This is a genomic window from Micromonospora sp. C28SCA-DRY-2 (genome assembly GCF_030519475.1).
In the GTDB taxonomy this organism is placed as follows: Bacteria; Actinomycetota; Actinomycetes; order Mycobacteriales; family Micromonosporaceae; genus Micromonospora.
Map to the genome: position 1 here is coordinate 354,045 of NZ_JAUMKD010000004.1, position 15,559 is coordinate 369,603.

12 protein-coding genes are annotated in these 15,559 nt (G+C 75.9%); 4 read left to right on the forward strand and 8 right to left on the reverse strand.

The window, feature by feature from the left end:
* Window positions 1-20 precede the first annotated feature (20 nt).
* Window positions 21-788: a DUF5753 domain-containing protein gene (locus Q3W71_RS19280; protein ID WP_302920738.1), complete on the forward strand. Its 768-nt coding sequence runs from the start codon at window positions 21-23 to the stop codon at window positions 786-788.
* A complete protein-coding gene (locus Q3W71_RS19285) occupies window positions 779-970 on the forward strand; it encodes a DUF397 domain-containing protein (RefSeq protein ID WP_302920739.1) in 192 nt (63 codons plus the stop codon). Before Q3W71_RS19280 ends, Q3W71_RS19285 begins: the two co-directional genes overlap by 10 nt.
* A gap of 74 nt (window positions 971-1,044) precedes the next feature.
* On the opposite strand, the gene Q3W71_RS19290 is transcribed toward Q3W71_RS19285, so the two are convergent.
* The 8 genes from Q3W71_RS19290 to Q3W71_RS19325 form a co-directional block, all read right to left on the reverse strand.
* The gene (locus Q3W71_RS19290) at window positions 1,045-2,436 is read right to left on the reverse strand and encodes an N-acetylmuramoyl-L-alanine amidase (RefSeq protein ID WP_302920740.1); all 1,392 of its coding nucleotides are present in this window, start codon (window positions 2,434-2,436) and stop codon (window positions 1,045-1,047) included.
* Window positions 2,437-2,577: 141 nt separating this feature from the next.
* Window positions 2,578-4,932, reverse strand: a complete 2,355-nt coding sequence (locus tag Q3W71_RS19295; RefSeq protein ID WP_302920741.1) for an AAA family ATPase — start codon at window positions 4,930-4,932, stop codon at window positions 2,578-2,580.
* A 38-nt stretch (window positions 4,933-4,970) separates the two neighbouring features.
* Window positions 4,971-5,567, reverse strand: coding sequence for a hypothetical protein (locus Q3W71_RS19300; RefSeq protein WP_302920742.1), 597 nt, complete (start codon window positions 5,565-5,567; stop codon window positions 4,971-4,973).
* A 43-nt stretch (window positions 5,568-5,610) separates the two neighbouring features.
* Window positions 5,611-6,360 carry an ATP/GTP-binding protein gene (locus Q3W71_RS19305; protein ID WP_302920743.1) on the reverse strand — a complete coding sequence of 250 codons (750 nt, stop codon included), beginning with the start codon at window positions 6,358-6,360 and terminating at the stop codon, window positions 5,611-5,613.
* Complete coding sequence (locus tag Q3W71_RS19310) at window positions 6,338-6,820, reverse strand: DUF742 domain-containing protein (RefSeq protein WP_302920744.1); 483 nt, start codon at window positions 6,818-6,820, stop codon at window positions 6,338-6,340. Before Q3W71_RS19310 ends, Q3W71_RS19305 begins: the two co-directional genes overlap by 23 nt.
* Entirely contained in the window at window positions 6,817-7,293 is a 477-nt protein-coding gene (locus Q3W71_RS19315; protein ID WP_302920745.1) for a roadblock/LC7 domain-containing protein, read from the reverse strand. Before Q3W71_RS19315 ends, Q3W71_RS19310 begins: the two co-directional genes overlap by 4 nt.
* Window positions 7,290-10,169, reverse strand: a complete 2,880-nt coding sequence (locus tag Q3W71_RS19320) for a nitrate- and nitrite sensing domain-containing protein (protein ID WP_302920746.1) — start codon at window positions 10,167-10,169, stop codon at window positions 7,290-7,292. Before Q3W71_RS19320 ends, Q3W71_RS19315 begins: the two co-directional genes overlap by 4 nt.
* Window positions 10,156-11,346 carry a hypothetical protein gene (locus Q3W71_RS19325; protein ID WP_302920747.1) on the reverse strand — a complete coding sequence of 397 codons (1,191 nt, stop codon included), beginning with the start codon at window positions 11,344-11,346 and terminating at the stop codon, window positions 10,156-10,158. The genes Q3W71_RS19320 and Q3W71_RS19325 overlap by 14 nt, the downstream gene beginning before the upstream one ends.
* Before the next feature lie 381 nt (window positions 11,347-11,727).
* Between Q3W71_RS19325 and Q3W71_RS19330 the strand changes: the two genes are divergently transcribed.
* Together Q3W71_RS19330 and Q3W71_RS19335 are read left to right on the forward strand one after the other, a co-directional pair.
* On the forward strand, window positions 11,728-14,598 hold the full coding sequence (locus tag Q3W71_RS19330) for an alpha/beta fold hydrolase (protein WP_302920748.1): 2,871 nt from the start codon (window positions 11,728-11,730) through the stop codon (window positions 14,596-14,598).
* The gene (locus Q3W71_RS19335; protein WP_302920749.1) at window positions 14,598-15,497 is read left to right on the forward strand and encodes an ABC transporter permease; all 900 of its coding nucleotides are present in this window, start codon (window positions 14,598-14,600) and stop codon (window positions 15,495-15,497) included. The genes Q3W71_RS19330 and Q3W71_RS19335 overlap by 1 nt, the downstream gene beginning before the upstream one ends.
* The last annotated feature ends 62 nt before the right edge of the window (window positions 15,498-15,559 follow it).

Sequence of the window (15,559 nt, forward strand, 5' to 3'; positions counted from 1 at the left end):
CGTTCCGGAGAGGACGGGACATGAACCATGCCGTAGTCGAGGCGATGGCAGAAAAGGGTGAGACGGCGGACAGCCTCGCAGCTCAGACCGGTGTGGACCCGAAGACGGCCGCGCGCTGGGCAAACCCGGGACGGATCCCGCAGACGCGGCATCGTGCTCGGGTTGCGGAGATTTTGGGCCGGGATGTAGCGGAATTATGGCCGGATGTCCTGAAGCGACGAGAGCCGGCATGGTTCCGGCCGTGGGCGGACATCGAGCGCGAGGCGGTCGCGCTGCGCTGGTTCGAACTGGCCTGGGTGCCAGGCCTCCTTCAGACCGAGGCGTACGCGCGGGCGACTCTCGCCGGGGAGGCGTTGACCGCCGGCGAGGTGGACCAGCTCGTCTCAGCTCGCCTCGGGCGGCAGAGCGTTCTGAAGCGGGAACGCCCGCCGTTGCTCATCGCGATCCTTGACGAAGGAGTGCTGCACCGCACGATCGGCGACGATCGCGCGATGATGCGTGAGCAGTGTGACCACCTGGCGCGGTGCGCAACCCTGCCGTCTGTGCAGGTCCACGTCGTGCCGGCGGGCGTCGGCATGTATCCGGGCCTGGGCGGGGCGTTCATCCTCGCGGAGTTGCCCGAAGGTTCGCGGGTGGCGCATGTCGACGGTCAGGCGCAGGCGCAGATCATCGAACAGAACGCGGAAATTGCTACCCTTGACCGGCGGTGGGCACGGATCAGCGGGGAGGCCCTACCGCGAGCGCAATCCCTGGACCTCATTCGGAAAGCGGCAGAGTCATGGACGTGACCGGCGCTCAGTGGCGCAAGAGCACGAAGAGCGGGAACAACGGTGGGGCCTGCGTCGAGGTCGCCGGCAACCTTCCCGGCGTGGTGGCGGTCCGTGATTCCAAGGACCCCGACGGGCCCGCGCTGACCTTCGCCCCGGCGGCGTGGCGGGCCTTCGTCGCCCGGGTGGCCGAGCGCGCCTGACCCACAACGCGGCACCCTGAGCGCCCGTCCCGAGCCGGGACGGGCGCTCGCGGGTACGCCCTCGGCGGCCGGCGTCAGCAGCGTGGCACGCCGGGGATGAAGCCGTCGTGGCCGGTCAGCACGTAGGCGTCGGAGATGTAGCGGTTGGTGCCGATCCGGTCCCAGACGTTGCTGGTGCCGTACGGGCCGGTGACAGTGGTGCCGGTGGCCTGGCAGTAGACGCTGACGCCGGCCCCGTCGGCGACCGAGCCGACGACGGCGTAGCCGGTGCCGGGGCCGGAGCGCACGTTGAGGCCCGACCCGCCGGTCTCCACGGTGCCGGAGCCGATGCCGGTGACCCCGTTGACCAGCTGCATGTAGTAGGTCCAGTTCCAGTTGGGGCCGGGGTCGGTGTGCGTGGCGCCGGGCACCTCGCGGTGGCCGATGATGTGCGCCCGGTCCCGCGGGATGCCGTACTTGGTGGTGAGGTTGCGGGTGAGCGCCGCCGAGGCCCGGTACATCGCGTCGGTGAACCAGCTCGCGTTGTCCACGTACCCCTCGTGCTCGATGCCGACGGACTGGGTGTTGTAGGTCCAGTTGCCGGCGTGCCAGGCGATGTCCTTCTCCCGGACGGACTGGGTGACCGCCCCGTCCGAGGACCGGAACGTGTAGTGCGCGCTGACCTTTGCCGCCGGGTTCTGGAACCAGCTGATCGAACCGGCGTAGGAGCCCTGGGTCACGTGGATGACGACGTACCGGATCGGGTGGCTGGTGGGCCGGCTGGCCACTGTGTAGTTGCTGGTGCTGGCCGGCGCCCAGGCGGCCGGCCCGTAGTCGGTGCTCAGGGTGCCGACGCCGCCGGTCGGCGACGCCTGGCCGAGGGCGCCCCGGTGCGGCGCGACCGGGCGGCCGGGCACCGTCACCGCCGCCTCCGCGGTGGCGGTGAAGCCGGTACGCAGCAGGTCGTAGACGGCGTCCGCGTAGAGCCGCGCGACCGCCGGGTCGCTCGCGCCGCCGTAGCGGGCGACCAGCTCGTACCAGCGGTCGACGTCGGCGCGCTCGGCCCGGCCGAGGCCGGCCTGGTCGGCGTAGGACCGCAGCACCGCCGCCGCGCCGGTGATGTTCGCGGCCGGGTCGGTGCGCAACGCCGGGAGGTCGAGCCCGGTCAGCCGGGCCGCCTCCGCCAGGGTGTGCACCCGGGGATTGCTCACCAGGTGCATCACGCCGTAGCCGCCGGAGGCGCTGGGCTCGCCGGCGTGCCCGTCCAGGCGGGTCTCGGCCTGGCCGAGGGCGGCCAGCAGGTCGCGGGGGACGTCGTAGCGCGCGGCCGCGGCGGCGAAGGCGGCGGCCAGGGAGCCGGGCGCCGGCACCGCCCGGGCCGCGGCCGGCGTGGCGGCCGAGCCGACCGCGCCGGCCAGGCCGAGGGCGGCGACCAGCACAGCGCCGAGCAGGCGCCGAGGTCGTGGTACGCGAGATCGAACGCTCACTGCCACTCCTTAGATCGACCCATAGAGATATTTCTATCGATGGAGAGTGACGATAGGCAGCGTTCCAAAAGTTGTCTACAGCTCGTGCTGTCTCTGCGAAGTTTTCCTTCGGTCCCGGGAGCGGCCGGCCCCGGCGAGCGGTCAGCCGGCCCGCTGCTCGGCGTACGCGGCGAGCCAGGCGACCTGGGCCGGGTCCAGCGACGGGCGGACCCGGGCGCGGGCCGCCGCGACGTGCGCGGCGGTGACCGTGGAGGCGGTCAGCGACTCCCGCATGGCGGCCAGCGCCGCCTCCCGCACCAGCGCCGCGCAGTCCGCCGCCGAGAAACCGTCCAGCTCCTCGCCCAGCCCGGCCAGGTCCACCTCCCGGGCCAGCGGCACGTTCCGGGCGGCCGCCCGCAGGATCTCGGCCCGGGCCGCCCCGTCCGGCGGCGGCACGTAGACCAGCCGCTCCAGCCGCCCGGGACGCAGCAGCGCCGGGTCGACCAGGTCCGGCCGGTTGGTCGCGCCGACCACCACCACGTTGCGCAGCGCCTCCACCCCGTCCAGCTCGGTGAGCAGGGCGGCCACCACCCGGTCGGTGGTGCCCCCGTCGGTGGCCTGGCCGCGTACCGGGGCGAGCGCGTCCACCTCGTCCAGGAAGACCAGCGTGGGGGCCGCCTCCCGAGCCCGGCGGAACAGCTCGCGGACCGCCCGCTCGCTCTCGCCGACCCACTTGGACAGCAGCTCCGCGCCCTTCACCGAGAGCACATTCGCCCGCCCCGACCCGGCCAGCGCGGTCACCAGGTAGGTCTTGCCGCAGCCCGGCGGGCCGTAGAGCAGCACGCCGCGCGGCGGCTGCACGCCCAGTCGGGCGAAGGTGTCCGGGTAGGTCAGCGGCCAGAGCACCGACTCGGTGAGCCGCTCCTTCACCTCGACGAGGTCGCCCACGTCGTCCAGGGTCACCGTGGCCAGCTCCAGGGTGGACGCCGCCATCGTGGTCGGCCGGACCACCTCCAGCGCGGCGGTGAAGTCGGCCATCGCCACCGTCGGCGTCTCCGCCGACTTCTGCCGCAGCGCCGCCCGGATCCCGGCCTCGCGCACCAGCGCGGCCAGGTCGGCGGCGACGAACCCGGGGGTACGACCGGCGACCTCGTCCAGCCGGACGTCCTCGGCCAGCGGCACCTGCCGGGTCAGCACCGTCAACTGCTCGCGGCGCAGCGCCGGATCCGGCAGCGGGACGGTGATCCGCAGCGAGAGCAGGTCCGGCGCGCGCAGCGCCGGGTCGACCGCCTCCGGCCGGCCGGTGGTGCAGACCACCGCCGCCCCGGCCCGGACGGTCTCGGCGAGCACCTGGCGGAACACGGTGGCCACCGGGCCCGGCTCGTCCGCCGGGGCGAGCGCCTCCACGTCGGTGACCAGCAGCACCGCCGGGCCGGCCGCGCGTACCTCGGCGGCGGCGGCGCGCAGCCGCTCGGCGGCGGCCTGGTTGGTCAGCGCGGCCACCTCCGGCGCCCAGAGCGGGCAGACCCGCGCGCCGACCCGGGCCGCCACCGCGCGGACCAGCGCCGACTTGCCCGAGCCGGCCGGCCCGCTGAGCAGCACCCCGAGCGAGACAGTGGTGCCCAGCCGGCCGAGCACCTCCCGATGGTGGAAGCCGAGGTCGAGCAGTTCGGTCAGCTCCTCGGCCTGGGCCCGCAGCCCGGGCAGTTCGTCCACCGACGGGGCGCTCTCCGCCTTTGCGTCGCCCGCCGCGTCGCCGCCGGGTGCCGTTGCCTCGGCCGGCGGCCACGCGGCACCGCCGGCCGGACCGGGCCGGGTCGCCGCGCGCGTCCCGCCACCGTGCGCCCCCGCTGCGGCCGGCCCGCCCCGGCCGGCCGTCGCGTCCGCGGAGGCGCCCGCTCCAGCGTTCGGGGCCGCCGTCGAGGGGCCGGCGGAGCCGTGGGTGACCGGCCCGTGTTCCCAGCCGACCAGGGTGTCCATGGTGACCAGCGCGCCCTCCGGCTCGGCCGTGACCACCCCGAGCAGGGTGCTGGTCCAGGCGTAGCCGACCCGGTTGGACAGGCTGCGCCGGGCCGCCTCGACCAGGCCGCGGGTCGCGGCGTCCGGCAGCACGTCCTGGGGCAGCAGCGACACGTCGTCGCCGGTGGTCACCACCTTGCCGAGCAGGGCGAGCCGGAGCATCTCCGGCGAAACCGCGGCGGCGATCTCGGCCGGCCCGGCGAGGAGCACCCGCCGGGCCGGGACGACCGGGACGGGGCTGACCGTGACCTGGCCGCCGTCGCGGACCCCGAGGTTGCCCAGGGTCAGGTCGTCGGCGTAGAGCAGGGCGGTGCTCGCGGTCGGCTCGGCGGCCGCCACGATGCCGGCGGTCACCCGCCGGCCGGCCAGCCGCACCGGGTCGCCCGGACGCAGCGCGAGCGCGGTGAGCACCTCCGGGTGCAGCCGGACGACGCCCCGCCGGGCGTCCAACGCCGCGGGCCGCAGGCTCGCGGTCAGGGTCAGGTCGGGTCGATCCACCGCCCGACCCTAGCCGCCGGAGTCACCCCGGCGCCCGGTCAGCCGGCCTGGTCACCGTCGGTCAGCAGGGTGGGGTCCCGCCGGATCAGTTCGGCCAGCCGGGCCGCCGGGTCGGGGCGCACCCCGTCCCGGCCGGAGGGCAGGTCGGGCACCGTGTTGGCCGACAGCGGCCAGGCCGGCGGCGGGGCCGGTGGCGGGGCCGGTGGCGGGGCCAGCTCGGCCCGGACCGTCACCTCCGGCCCGGACCAGGCCACCCGCAGCGGGTACGCCTGCCCGTCGTGCTCGACCCGGACGCTGACCGCCAGCCCCGGATGGCCGGCGACCACCCGGCGTACCGCCTCGGCCACCTCCTCGACCGGGTCCCGCCCGGCGGCGTCCTCGGCGGCGCGGTGGCTGCCCGCCCCGCCGCGTTCCCGGCCGCCGACCCCGGTGCCGGGGTCCCGGCCGTCCGTCCGGCGCGGGTCCCGGGTGTCCGCCCAGCCCGGCCCGGCGTTGCGGCCGGACTCGGGCCGGCCCGGGCCGGGCTCCGGCCGCTCGGCCGGATCCGGTGCGCCGGCCGGCTCGGCGGCCCGCCGCCGCAGCGCCTCCTCGCGCCGCGCCAGCCGGGCCAGTGTCTCGTCCAGACCACCTCTCATCACGACCACCCCTTCGATGAAACGGCTCCGAGCGCCCGGGAGTTCAGTCCCCCCGCTCCCGGGTGGCCCGGTCCAGCGCCCGGTCCAGGACGACCAGCAGGGCGTCCCGCACCGAGAGCCGGTCCCGGGCGTCGAACTGCACCAGCGGAACGTGGTCGCCGATGGCCAGCGCCCACCGGATCGCGCCGAGGTCGTGCGCCAGCCGCCCGTCGAAGGCGTTCACCCCGACCGCGAAGGGCAGCTCGGCGCGCTCGAAGAAGTCGATGGCCGGATAGCAGTCGTCCAGCCGGCTGCTGTCCACCACCACCAGCGCGCCCAGCGCGCCGCGGGCCAGGTCGTCCCACATGAAGCCGAACCGGGTCTGCCCCGGCGTGCCGAACAGGTACAGCTTCAGGCTGCGGTCGATGGTGACGCAGCCGAAGTCCATCGCCACCGTGGTGGTGGTCTTCGCGGTGCGTACGCCCGGGTCGTCCACGCCGATCCCGGCACTGGTCATCTCCGCCTCGGTGGTCAGCGGCGCGATCTCCGAGATGGCGCCCACCGTGGTGGTCTTGCCGACCCCGAAGCCACCGGCGATCAGGATCTTCACCGGGATCGGCGGCGCGGCGCGTCCGCCCGGGGCCGGGCGGGGTGCCGGGACGCGTCCGGCGGGCGGGGCCGGCGACTGCGGCGGCGTGGCGCGCCCGACCGGTGGCGGGGTGCCGGTCGGGGTGCCGTACCGGGCGGCGGCGCTGTTGGTCGCGACCGCGCCCTGCGGGGCGCCCGGCCAGTCAGGAGATCGCACGAAGTCCATCAATCACTCGCAGGATGAGGTCGGGGTCGTGGGCGTCGTCGGCGTCGCTGACGTGTACGTCCAGGTGGCCGGCGGCGCGCAGGTCGCCGACCAGCACCCGGGTCACGCCGAAGTGCAGCCGGGTCCGGGCGGAGATCTCCGCGACCGAGATCGGTTCGGCGCAGAGCGCGACGATCGCCGCCAGTTCCGGGGCGAGCCGGGCCGACGGGACCGTCCACGGCGTGCTGTCCGGCCGGGCGGTCACCTGGGTCTCCAGGCCGATCGCCGGGTCGGCCCCGGTCACCCGGCCGGCGGTGAGCACGAACGGGCGCGGCCCGGCCGGCCCGGTCGGCCCGTCCGGCTCGGGCTCCGGCTCGTCCGCCACCGCCGGTACGCCCGCGTCGTCGGCGGACGCCCGCAGGTAGGGCCGGATCCGGACCAGCGGTTCCGGATCGGGCTCGCCGGCGGCGTCCGGAGTCATTGCTGGGCGGCGTTCTTCAACTCGGCGATCAGGCGCGGGGTGAGCGCGCCGCCGGCCCGGCCGGCGAAGAGCGTCATCTCGTACGCGACGGTGCCCAGGTTGGCGGTCCGGTCGGCGACCACGCCGAGCACCGACCCGCTGCTGATCGCGGTGATCAGCAGGTAGCCCTCGGCCATGTCCACGACCACCCGGTTCAACCCGCCGAGGGCGTACCAGCTGGCGGCGCCGCCGGCCAGGCTGGTCATGCCGGAGACCACGGCGGCGAGCCGCTCCGCGTTGGACCGGTCCTTGATCGCGGACATCGCCATCAGCAGCCCGTCCGAGGAGACAGCTATCGCCTCCAGCACCCCGGCCGTGCCGGAGGTGAAGGAGTCCAGCAGCCAGTTGAAGGTGCGGGCCTCCGGGCTGAGCTCCCCGCCGGAGTCGGGGTGGTTCTGGTGCTCGACGCTGTCGTGCGGGAAGGTGCTGGTCACCGTGATGATCCCTCTTCCTCGGGGTGGTCTGGGCGGACGTCACGCAGAGCGCGGGCGACGCCCGCCTCGAACGCGGTGATGAGGTCGCGGACCTCGGCCGGGTCGCCGGGGTGCTGGCTGAGCGGCTGCGGGGCCGGGGCGGTGGTCAGGTTCGCCCCGGGCACCCGCCGGTGCAGCGCGGGCGGGGCGGGCGTACCGGCGGGGTCGACCGGGCCGGCGGGGCTGGTCGGGCCGGCGGGTTCGACCGGCGCCGGTAGTCCGGCGGGCAGGGTCAGCTCGGCCCGGCGTACCCCGGACTCGAACGACTCCAGCAGCGCCCGGGCGCCGGCCGGGTCGGCGCCGGCCGGGTCCGCCGGCCGGGCCGGCGCGCCGGCCGGGGGCAGGCTGGCACCGGGCACCCGCTGCCGGATGCCGACCCCGGGCAGGGCCGGCCCGTCGGGCGGGACGGCGCCGACCGGCGGCGGGTTCCGGCGCGACCGGCGGGGCAGGCCGGCCGCCGTCGTCCCGGGCTCGGCCGGCGCGACCGGCCCGGTGGAGGCCGGACCGGTCGGCGGCCCGGTGCGGCCGAGGCCGGCGGGCGGCTCGGTGCGGCCGGGGCCGGCGGGCGGCTCGGTTGGGGCCGGGCCGGTGGGCGGGCCACCGGGGATCGCGAGGCCCTCCGGCGCGCTGATCTCCAGGAACGCGGTGGCCCCCGTTGGCGCGGCGGCCGGGGCCCCGGTGCCGGGCGGATCGGATGCCCGGGTCACCTCGGCGGCACCGACCTGCCCGGACCCACCGGGCGGGCCGCCGGCGCCGAAGGCGTCCCAGGACTCGCCGGACTCCATGGTCCGGGTGGCCCGGCCGAGCAGCGCCGGGTCGAAGCCGGTCGGCGGGTCCGCAGCCGGGGGCGGTGCGGCCGCCGGTCGTCCGGCGACCGCCGCGGCCAGCGCCCGGCCGCCCGCCGCGTCGACCATCCGGGGCGGCAGCCGCCGCTCCCGGGCCGGCACGGTGGCCCGGGCCACCGTGGCTCCGGACCGCTCGCCGCGCGGCACCACCAGCGCGGCCAGCGGGACGTCCAGCAGGGCCGTCACCCCGCCGCCGACGGTGGCGGTCAGCCGTACCGTCCACCCGTGCCGCCGGGCCAGCCGGCCCACCACGAAGAGGCCGAGCACCTCGGTGGGGGCGAGGTCGAGCCGCTCCCGGCGGGTGAGCCGGGCGTTCTCCTCGGCCAGCCGCTCCGCGGTCATGCCGATCCCCTGGTCCACCACGGCCAGCCGGGCGCCGGCGCCGGTCAGCTCGCCGGTCACCACCACCCGGGTGTGCGGCGGGGAGAAGGCGGTGGCGTTCTCCATCAGCTCGGCCAGCGCCAGCACCAGGTCGCCGACGGTGCCGGGAGCCGCCGAGACGCCGGGCGGCACGCGTACGTCCACCCGGGTGTAGTCCTCGATCTCGCCGAGCGCCAGCCGCACCACGTCGCCGAGCGGCACCGGCGCCACGTGCGCGTCGGCACCGGTCGACCCGGAGAGCACCACCAGGCTGCCGGCGTTGCGGCGCAGCCGGCTGGAGATGTGGTCGAGCCGGTACAGGTGCTCCAGCCGGGACGGGTCGGTCTCCTGCCGTTCCAGCCGGTCGATCAGCGCGATCTGCCGGCCGACCAGGTTCTGGGTGCGCCGGCCGACGTGGCCGAACATCTGCGCCACGTTGCGCCGGCCGGCCACCTGCCGCTCCACCAGCCGGGCCGCGGTGGCCTGCACCCGGTCGAACGCCCGGGCCAGGTCGCCGATCTCGTCCCGGGCCCGTACGTCGACCGGGTCGAGCCGGACCGGCGGGACGTTCTCGGTCTCGTCGTCGACCACCCGGACCAGTTCGGCCTCGGCGAGCCGGGCCACCCGGTCGGCGGAGCGGGTGAGCCGGGTCAGCGGCCGGGCCACCGTCCGGGCCACCGCGACGCTGAGCAGCAGCACCACCGCCAGGATCAGCGCGGCCGACCCGCCCACCAGGTACGCCGCGGTCAGCGCCCGGCGCTGCTCGCCGGTCACCTCGGCGAGCACGTCCGCCACGACCTTCTTCTCGATGAACTGGCCCAGCGTGATCATCGAGCGGGCCGACGGGAAGAGCGCGTCCAGGGTCACGTTCCGGACCGCGCCGGACGGGTTGACCACGCTGGTGGTCAGGAAGTCGGCGCTGGTCCGGGCGGCCACCGCCGCGTCGTTCAGCACGGCCAGCTTGAGCTGCTCGGCGGTGATCAGGCGGCGGAACCGGCGGTTGTCCACGGTGAGCGCGGACATGCAGGCGACGAAGGCGGCGTTGGTCGTCGGGTCGTTGCTCGCCTTCACCAGCACGATCAGCGTGGCGCAGGCGCCCAACCCCTCGTCGGCGCGCAGCAGCGCGTCCAGCGCGAGCACCTGCCGTCCGGCCGCCGTCTCGGTGTCCACGCTGAACGGCAGCCGCAGCGACTCGATCAGCGCCATGTCGACCGGCCCGTACGCGTCCATGATCTGGCTCGGGGTGGCGGTGCCGGCGAGCACCGCGCGGCGCAGGTCGGTCAGCGCCCGTACCCCGTCCAGCGCGTCGGCGACCGGTGCCGGCAGCGCCTCGCCCCGCTCGGCCCGCAGGTCGGCCACCCGGTCGTCCACGGTGGCGCTCTTGCGCACCAGTTCGCTGCGGCTGACCCGGCCGAGCAGCAGGCCGACCGAGAGGATGCGTTCCTGTTGCAGGTCCTGCACGAGGGTGCCGATCCGGCTGGCCAGCCGGACCCGCTCGGCGATGTCGCCGGCCCGCTGGGCGGCCGCCACCCGGTCGACCACCACCGGTACGGCGAGACCGAGGGTGCTGATCAGCGGGATGACCACGAGCAGCGCGAGCTTGCCGCGGATCCGGAGCCTACCGAGCAGCATCGACCGACCCCCACGACGCGAGAGCGGGGTCGCCGGCCGGGCCGGCCGGCTGGAGCGGGTGCGGCTCGTCGGGGCGCGATCCGGACCGCGGTCGCCAGGCGTCGCTCTCCGGCGCCGCGTCGGCCTGTGCGCGGGCCTGCCGCGCCTCGGCCGCGCGCCGTCGGGCCCGGCGGGCCGCGGCGAGCAGCACCCCGCCGAGCGCGGCCAGCAGCAGGACGGCGAGCCCGACGGCCCCGAGCGCGAACCGGCGGTCCCGGTCCAGCGCGTCGACCCGCCCGGCGAGCAGGGCGTCGAGTTCGGCGAGGATGACCGGCTGGAGCTCGGTGGCGGCGGCCTGCGCGTTCAGCCGGGCCGCGGCGATCTGCGCCGGGTCGACCACCCCGGTGCGCTCGGCCGGGGTGGAGGCGGCGGCCAGCGCCTCGACCGCGCGCTGGTAGGTGTCGAGCGGGGTGAGCACGTTGGCGCCCAGGTCGGTGCTCTCCGTGCTGTCGACCGCCGCGCGCAGGTCGGCGACCAGGTCGCCGGCCGGGGTCAACGCGCCCGCCCGGAGGGCGGCGAGTTCGGTGGCGGTGCGCAGCCGGTCGGTGTCCGGCCGGCGGGCGGCGAGCGTGGCCAGGTCGGCCAGCCGGCCGGTGGCCACCACCGCCTCGGGCAGTTCCTGGCCGGCCCCGTCCTGGAGGAAGAAGGAGTCGGCCGCCGGGTCGCGGACCAGGCCGGAACTCTCCCGTACCTTCCGGTAGAGGTCCAGCAACAGGTCGGTGACCTCGCCGTACGCCGCGAACGCGGCCTCCGGCTCCGCCGGCGGACGGTCGCGCAGCGCCTCCAGCTTCGCCCGCAGCCCGGCCCAGCGTTCCTGGCTGCGCAACTCCCGCCCGATCCGGGCGTCGACCGAGGCGGCGGCCTCGACCGCGCGGGTCAGCGGCTCCCCGGGCACGGGCCGGCCGGCGACCGCCGCGGACTGCGCGTCGACCAGCGCGTCGGTGACCGGGGCGAGGGCCGACAGGTAGGTCACCCCGAGCCGCTCCCGGGCGGCCAGCGCCCGGTCGTCGTCGGTGTGCCGCCAGGTCAGACCGAACAGCAGCGCCACCGGCGCCAGCAGGGCCACCACGAGCAGCGGCGGCAGCAGGCGGGCCGCTGGGGAGGGTCGGCGACGGGCCCGCGGGGCGGGGACGGTCATGGTCGGTTTCCTCCGGCGGTGCGCGGGAAGGGGAAACGGCCGGTGCGGGAGTGTCGTGGGTGGAGTCCCGTCCGCCGGACCGGAAACGTAACCGAACCTTCCGGCACAGTTGCCCCCCGTCAATCAGTCGGCTTCGCGTCACTTCGCGCCATGTCACGTCACGCGCAGCCGACGAGCACGCTCCGTGCGATTCGTGAAGTGACATGGATGGATCGGTGCGGTTTCCGCCGAAGATCCGAATTCACGTGATCCGAATTCGCCGCGCTGGGACGGGACTGGACGTTGCGCGGACGCACCGCACCGGACGCCGATCGGGGCAACCGGACGGACGTACGGAGGATCTCAGCCAACGCTCAGCCTCCGGCCCGTACCGTGTGCCGCATGAGATCGCCGTTGTCGGCCGCGCGGATCCGGCGTGCCCTGCCCACCCGCCGCCGTCGGGTGGTCGCCGCCTCGACGGCAGTCGTGCTGCTCGCCGCCGCCGTCACCTGGGCGGTGTGGCCGCGGGAGGCGGCGGTACGCACCGAGGCCGCGATGCTCACCGTCCGCTCCGGACCGGCCGGCGACCAGCCGGTGGACCTGGACACCACGCTCTACCTGCCCGAGGACGCCTCGGCCACCCGGAAGGTGCCGGCGGTGCTGCTGGCGCACGGCTTCGGCGGCACCAAGGACTCAGTGCGCGCCGACGCCGAGGAGTTCGCCGGGCGCGGCTACGCGGTGCTGACCTGGACCGCCCGCGGCTTCGGTCGCAGCGGCGGGCAGATCCACCTGGACCACCCCGACTACGAGGTCCGCGACGCCGAGCGCCTGCTGGACTGGCTGGCCGCCCGGCCGGAGATCCGCACCGACGGCGCCGGGGACCCCCGGGTCGGCGTGGTCGGCGGCTCGTACGGCGGCGGCCTGGCGCTGCTGCTCGCCGCGCGGGACCGGCGGGTCGACGCGATCGTCCCGATGATCACGTGGAACGACCTGTCCCGGGCGTTTTTGCCGGAGAGCACCGGCCGGGAGCCCGTCGACGGGGTGTTCAAGAAGGGCTGGGCCGGACTCTTCTTCGGCGGGGGCGGCAGCGTCGGCACCGGGCCGGCCGGGCTCTCCGGGACGGCCGCCGCCCAGCCGGAGGGTGCCCCGGCGTCCGCCGGCCCGCCCGCTCCGGGGCCGGGCGCCGGGCCGGGTACCGGCCCGGGCGGTGCCCCGGCCGGGGCCGCCGACCCGTCCTGCGGCCGGTTCGCCGCCGACGTCTGCGCCGCGTACCTGCGGATCGCCACCACCGGCCGGGCCGACCAGGCCGCCGTGGACCTGCTGCGCCGCTCCAGCCCGGCCGGCGTGCTGGACCGGATCACCGCGCCGACGCTGCTGGTGCAGGGCGAGGCGGACACCCTCTTCCCGCTCAGCGAGGCGGACGCCAACGCCCGCGGCATCGCCGCGGCCGGCACCCCCGTCCGGGTCGCCTGGTTCACCGGCGGCCACGACGGCGGCGAGGGACCGAAGACCGACACCGACCGGGTGCGGTACCTGACCATCCAGTGGCTGGACCACTACGTCAGGGGCGAGGGCGACGCCCCGGGCGACGACTTCACCTGGTCCCGGATCGCCGGTTTCGACGCCCTCGACCGGGGCCTGGTGGCCACCGGCTACCGCACCGCCGACTACCCGGGCACCGCCGGCGACGCGCGCCGGGAGATCACGGTGGCCGGCCCGGCGCAGCCGATCGCCAACCCGCCGGCCGGCAACCCGGCCGCCATCTCCTCGGTGCCCTTCGCCGGGGAACTCTCCTCGCTGCTCGGCGGGGTGGCCGGGGACGTGCCCGGCCAGCACGCCCGGTTCGAGTCGGCGCCGCTGGACGAGGCGGTGGACGTGGTCGGCGCGCCCACCGTGTCGGTCCGGGTCGCCTCGCCGACCGGCGAGGCGGTGCTCTTCGTCAAGCTCTACGACGTCGAGCCGGGCGCCGCGGCCACCCTGCCGAACGGGCTGGTCGCCCCGATCCGGCTCACCGGCCTGCCGAGCCGGATCGAGGAGGCGCGGCCGGTCACGGTGACCCTGCCGGCGATCGTCCGGCGGATCGAGGCCGGGCACCGGCTCCGGGTGGTGGTGGCCACCTCCGACCAGGCGTACGCCACGCCGGTCGAGCCGACCGTCTACACGGTGGCCCCCGGCGACGGGCCGGTGACCCTGCCCACGGTGACCGGCGAGCCGATCCCCACCACCGCGACGATCTGGCGCTGGGTGCTGGCCGGCCTGCTCGCCGCGATCGCGGTCGGGCTCGTCGTGGTCGTCGCCGTGGTCCGCCGCCGGCACCGCCGCCAGGACAGCTCCGTCCATCCCGGCTACGCGGACACCCCGCTGGCCGTGCGCCAACTCCGCAAGGAGTACGCGGACGGCTTCGTCGCCGTCTCCAACGTGGACTTCGAGGTGCACCCCGGCCAGGTGGTCGGCCTGCTCGGCCCGAACGGCGCCGGCAAGACCACCACCCTGCGGGTGCTGATGGGGCTGACCCAGCCGACGGCCGGCGAGATCTACGTCTTCGGGCACCGGCTGGTGCCCGGCTCCCCGGTGCTCTCCCGGATCGGCGCGCTGGTGGAGGGGCCCGGCTTCCTGCCGCACCTGTCGGGCCTTGCGAACCTCAAGGCGTACTGGCGGGCGACCGGCCGGCCGGTGGCGGACGCGCACTTCGACGAGGCGCTGGAGATCGCCGGGCTGGGCGCCTCGGTGCACCGGAAGATCAAGACGTACAGCCACGGCATGAAGCAGCGGCTGGCCATCGCCCAGGCCATGCTCGGCCTGCCCGAGCTGCTGGTGCTCGACGAGCCGACCGACGGGCTCGACCCGCCGCAGATCGCCGAGATGCGCCGGGTGCTCCAGCGCTACGCCACCGACGGCCGGGCGGTGCTGGTCTCCAGCCACCTGCTCGCCGAGGTGGAGCAGACCTGCACGCACGCCGTGGTGGTGAACAAGGGCCGGATCGTCGCCGCCGGCCCGGTCGAGGAGATCGTCGGCGAGTCGCCGAGCGTGCTGTTCGAGGTGACCGACCCGGACGCCGCCCGTACCGTGCTGGACCGGCTGGAGGGGGTGCGCGTGCTGCCCGACGGCGAGGGGCAGCTGGTCGTGGACACCAACGGCACCGCCCGCAGCGAGGTGGTGGCCGAGCTGGTCCGGGCCGGGATCGGAGTGGACCGGGTGGTGCCGCGGCGCCGCCTGGAGGACGCGTTCCTCGCCCTGGTGGGCGAGAACTCACGGGGAAGCGGGGACCGGTGATGGCGGGCTCTCAGGTCACGTCGGACGGCGCGCGCGGGACCGGCTCGATCGGCGCGGCGCCGGGCTACCGGCCCTCGGCCACCCTGCCGTTCGCCGCGGAGTTCCGCCGCCAGGCGTCGCGGCGGCGCACCCAGCTCGCGCTGGGGTTCATGGTGCTGCTGCCACTGATCATCCTGATCGCGTTCCAGTTCGACTCCGGCAACGACGACGACAACGGGCGCGGCGAGTTCGGCAGCCTGATCGAGTTCGCCACCACCGGCGGGCTGAACTTCACCCTCTTCACCATCTTCGTCTCCGCGTCGTTCCTGCTGGTCGTGGTGGTGGCGCTGTTCTGCGGTGACACGGTGGCCAGCGAGGCGAGCTGGGGCAGCCTGCGCTACCTGCTGGCGATCCCGGTGCCCCGGGCCCGGCTGCTGGCGGTGAAGCTGCTGGTGGCGCTCGCGTACTCGGCGCTGGCGCTGCTGCTGCTCGCCGGCACCGCGCTGCTGATCGGCACCCTGCGCTACGGCTGGGAGCCGCTGCGCAGCACGGTCGCCGCGCAACTGGAGCCGGGGGAGGGGCTGCTGCGGCTGCTGGCGGTACTCGGCTACCTGGCGGTCGTCCTGCTGGTGGTGGCCGGGCTGGCGTTCCTGCTCTCGGTCACCACGGACGCCGCGCTCGGCGCGGTCGGTGGTGCGGTGCTGCTCTGGATCCTCTCCAGCATCCTGGACCAGATCACCGCGCTCGGCGCGCTGCGCGCCTTCCTGCCCACCCACTACAGCACCGCCTGGCTGGGGCTGCTCTCCACGCCGGTGCAGACCGACGACGTGGTGCGCGGATCGATCTCGGCGATCAGCTACGCGACGCTCTTCTGGGGGCTGGCCTTCTGGCGGTTCACCCGCAAGGACGTGGTGTCGTAGCGGTCGCCGCCGCGCCGACCGGATGATCTCCCGGCCCCTTCGGGCAGACCTGCCCGACCCGT

What these genes read in the sequence shown, in the direction of transcription:
- Q3W71_RS19280 (WP_302920738.1), top strand. Translation starts at nt 21, where the DNA reads ATGAACCATGCCGTAGTCGAGGCGATGGCAGAAAAGGGTGAGACGGCG.
- Q3W71_RS19285 (WP_302920739.1), top strand. Translation starts at nt 779, where the DNA reads ATGGACGTGACCGGCGCTCAGTGGCGCAAGAGCACGAAGAGCGGGAAC.
- Q3W71_RS19300 (WP_302920742.1), bottom strand. Translation starts at nt 5,567, where the DNA reads ATGAGAGGTGGTCTGGACGAGACACTGGCCCGGCTGGCGCGGCGCGAG.
- Q3W71_RS19305 (WP_302920743.1), bottom strand. Translation starts at nt 6,360, where the DNA reads ATGGACTTCGTGCGATCTCCTGACTGGCCGGGCGCCCCGCAGGGCGCG.
- Q3W71_RS19310 (WP_302920744.1), bottom strand. Translation starts at nt 6,820, where the DNA reads ATGACTCCGGACGCCGCCGGCGAGCCCGATCCGGAACCGCTGGTCCGG.
- Q3W71_RS19320 (WP_302920746.1), bottom strand. Translation starts at nt 10,169, where the DNA reads ATGCTGCTCGGTAGGCTCCGGATCCGCGGCAAGCTCGCGCTGCTCGTG.
- Q3W71_RS19325 (WP_302920747.1), bottom strand. Translation starts at nt 11,346, where the DNA reads ATGACCGTCCCCGCCCCGCGGGCCCGTCGCCGACCCTCCCCAGCGGCC.
- Q3W71_RS19330 (WP_302920748.1), top strand. Translation starts at nt 11,728, where the DNA reads ATGAGATCGCCGTTGTCGGCCGCGCGGATCCGGCGTGCCCTGCCCACC.
- Q3W71_RS19335 (WP_302920749.1), top strand. Translation starts at nt 14,598, where the DNA reads ATGGCGGGCTCTCAGGTCACGTCGGACGGCGCGCGCGGGACCGGCTCG.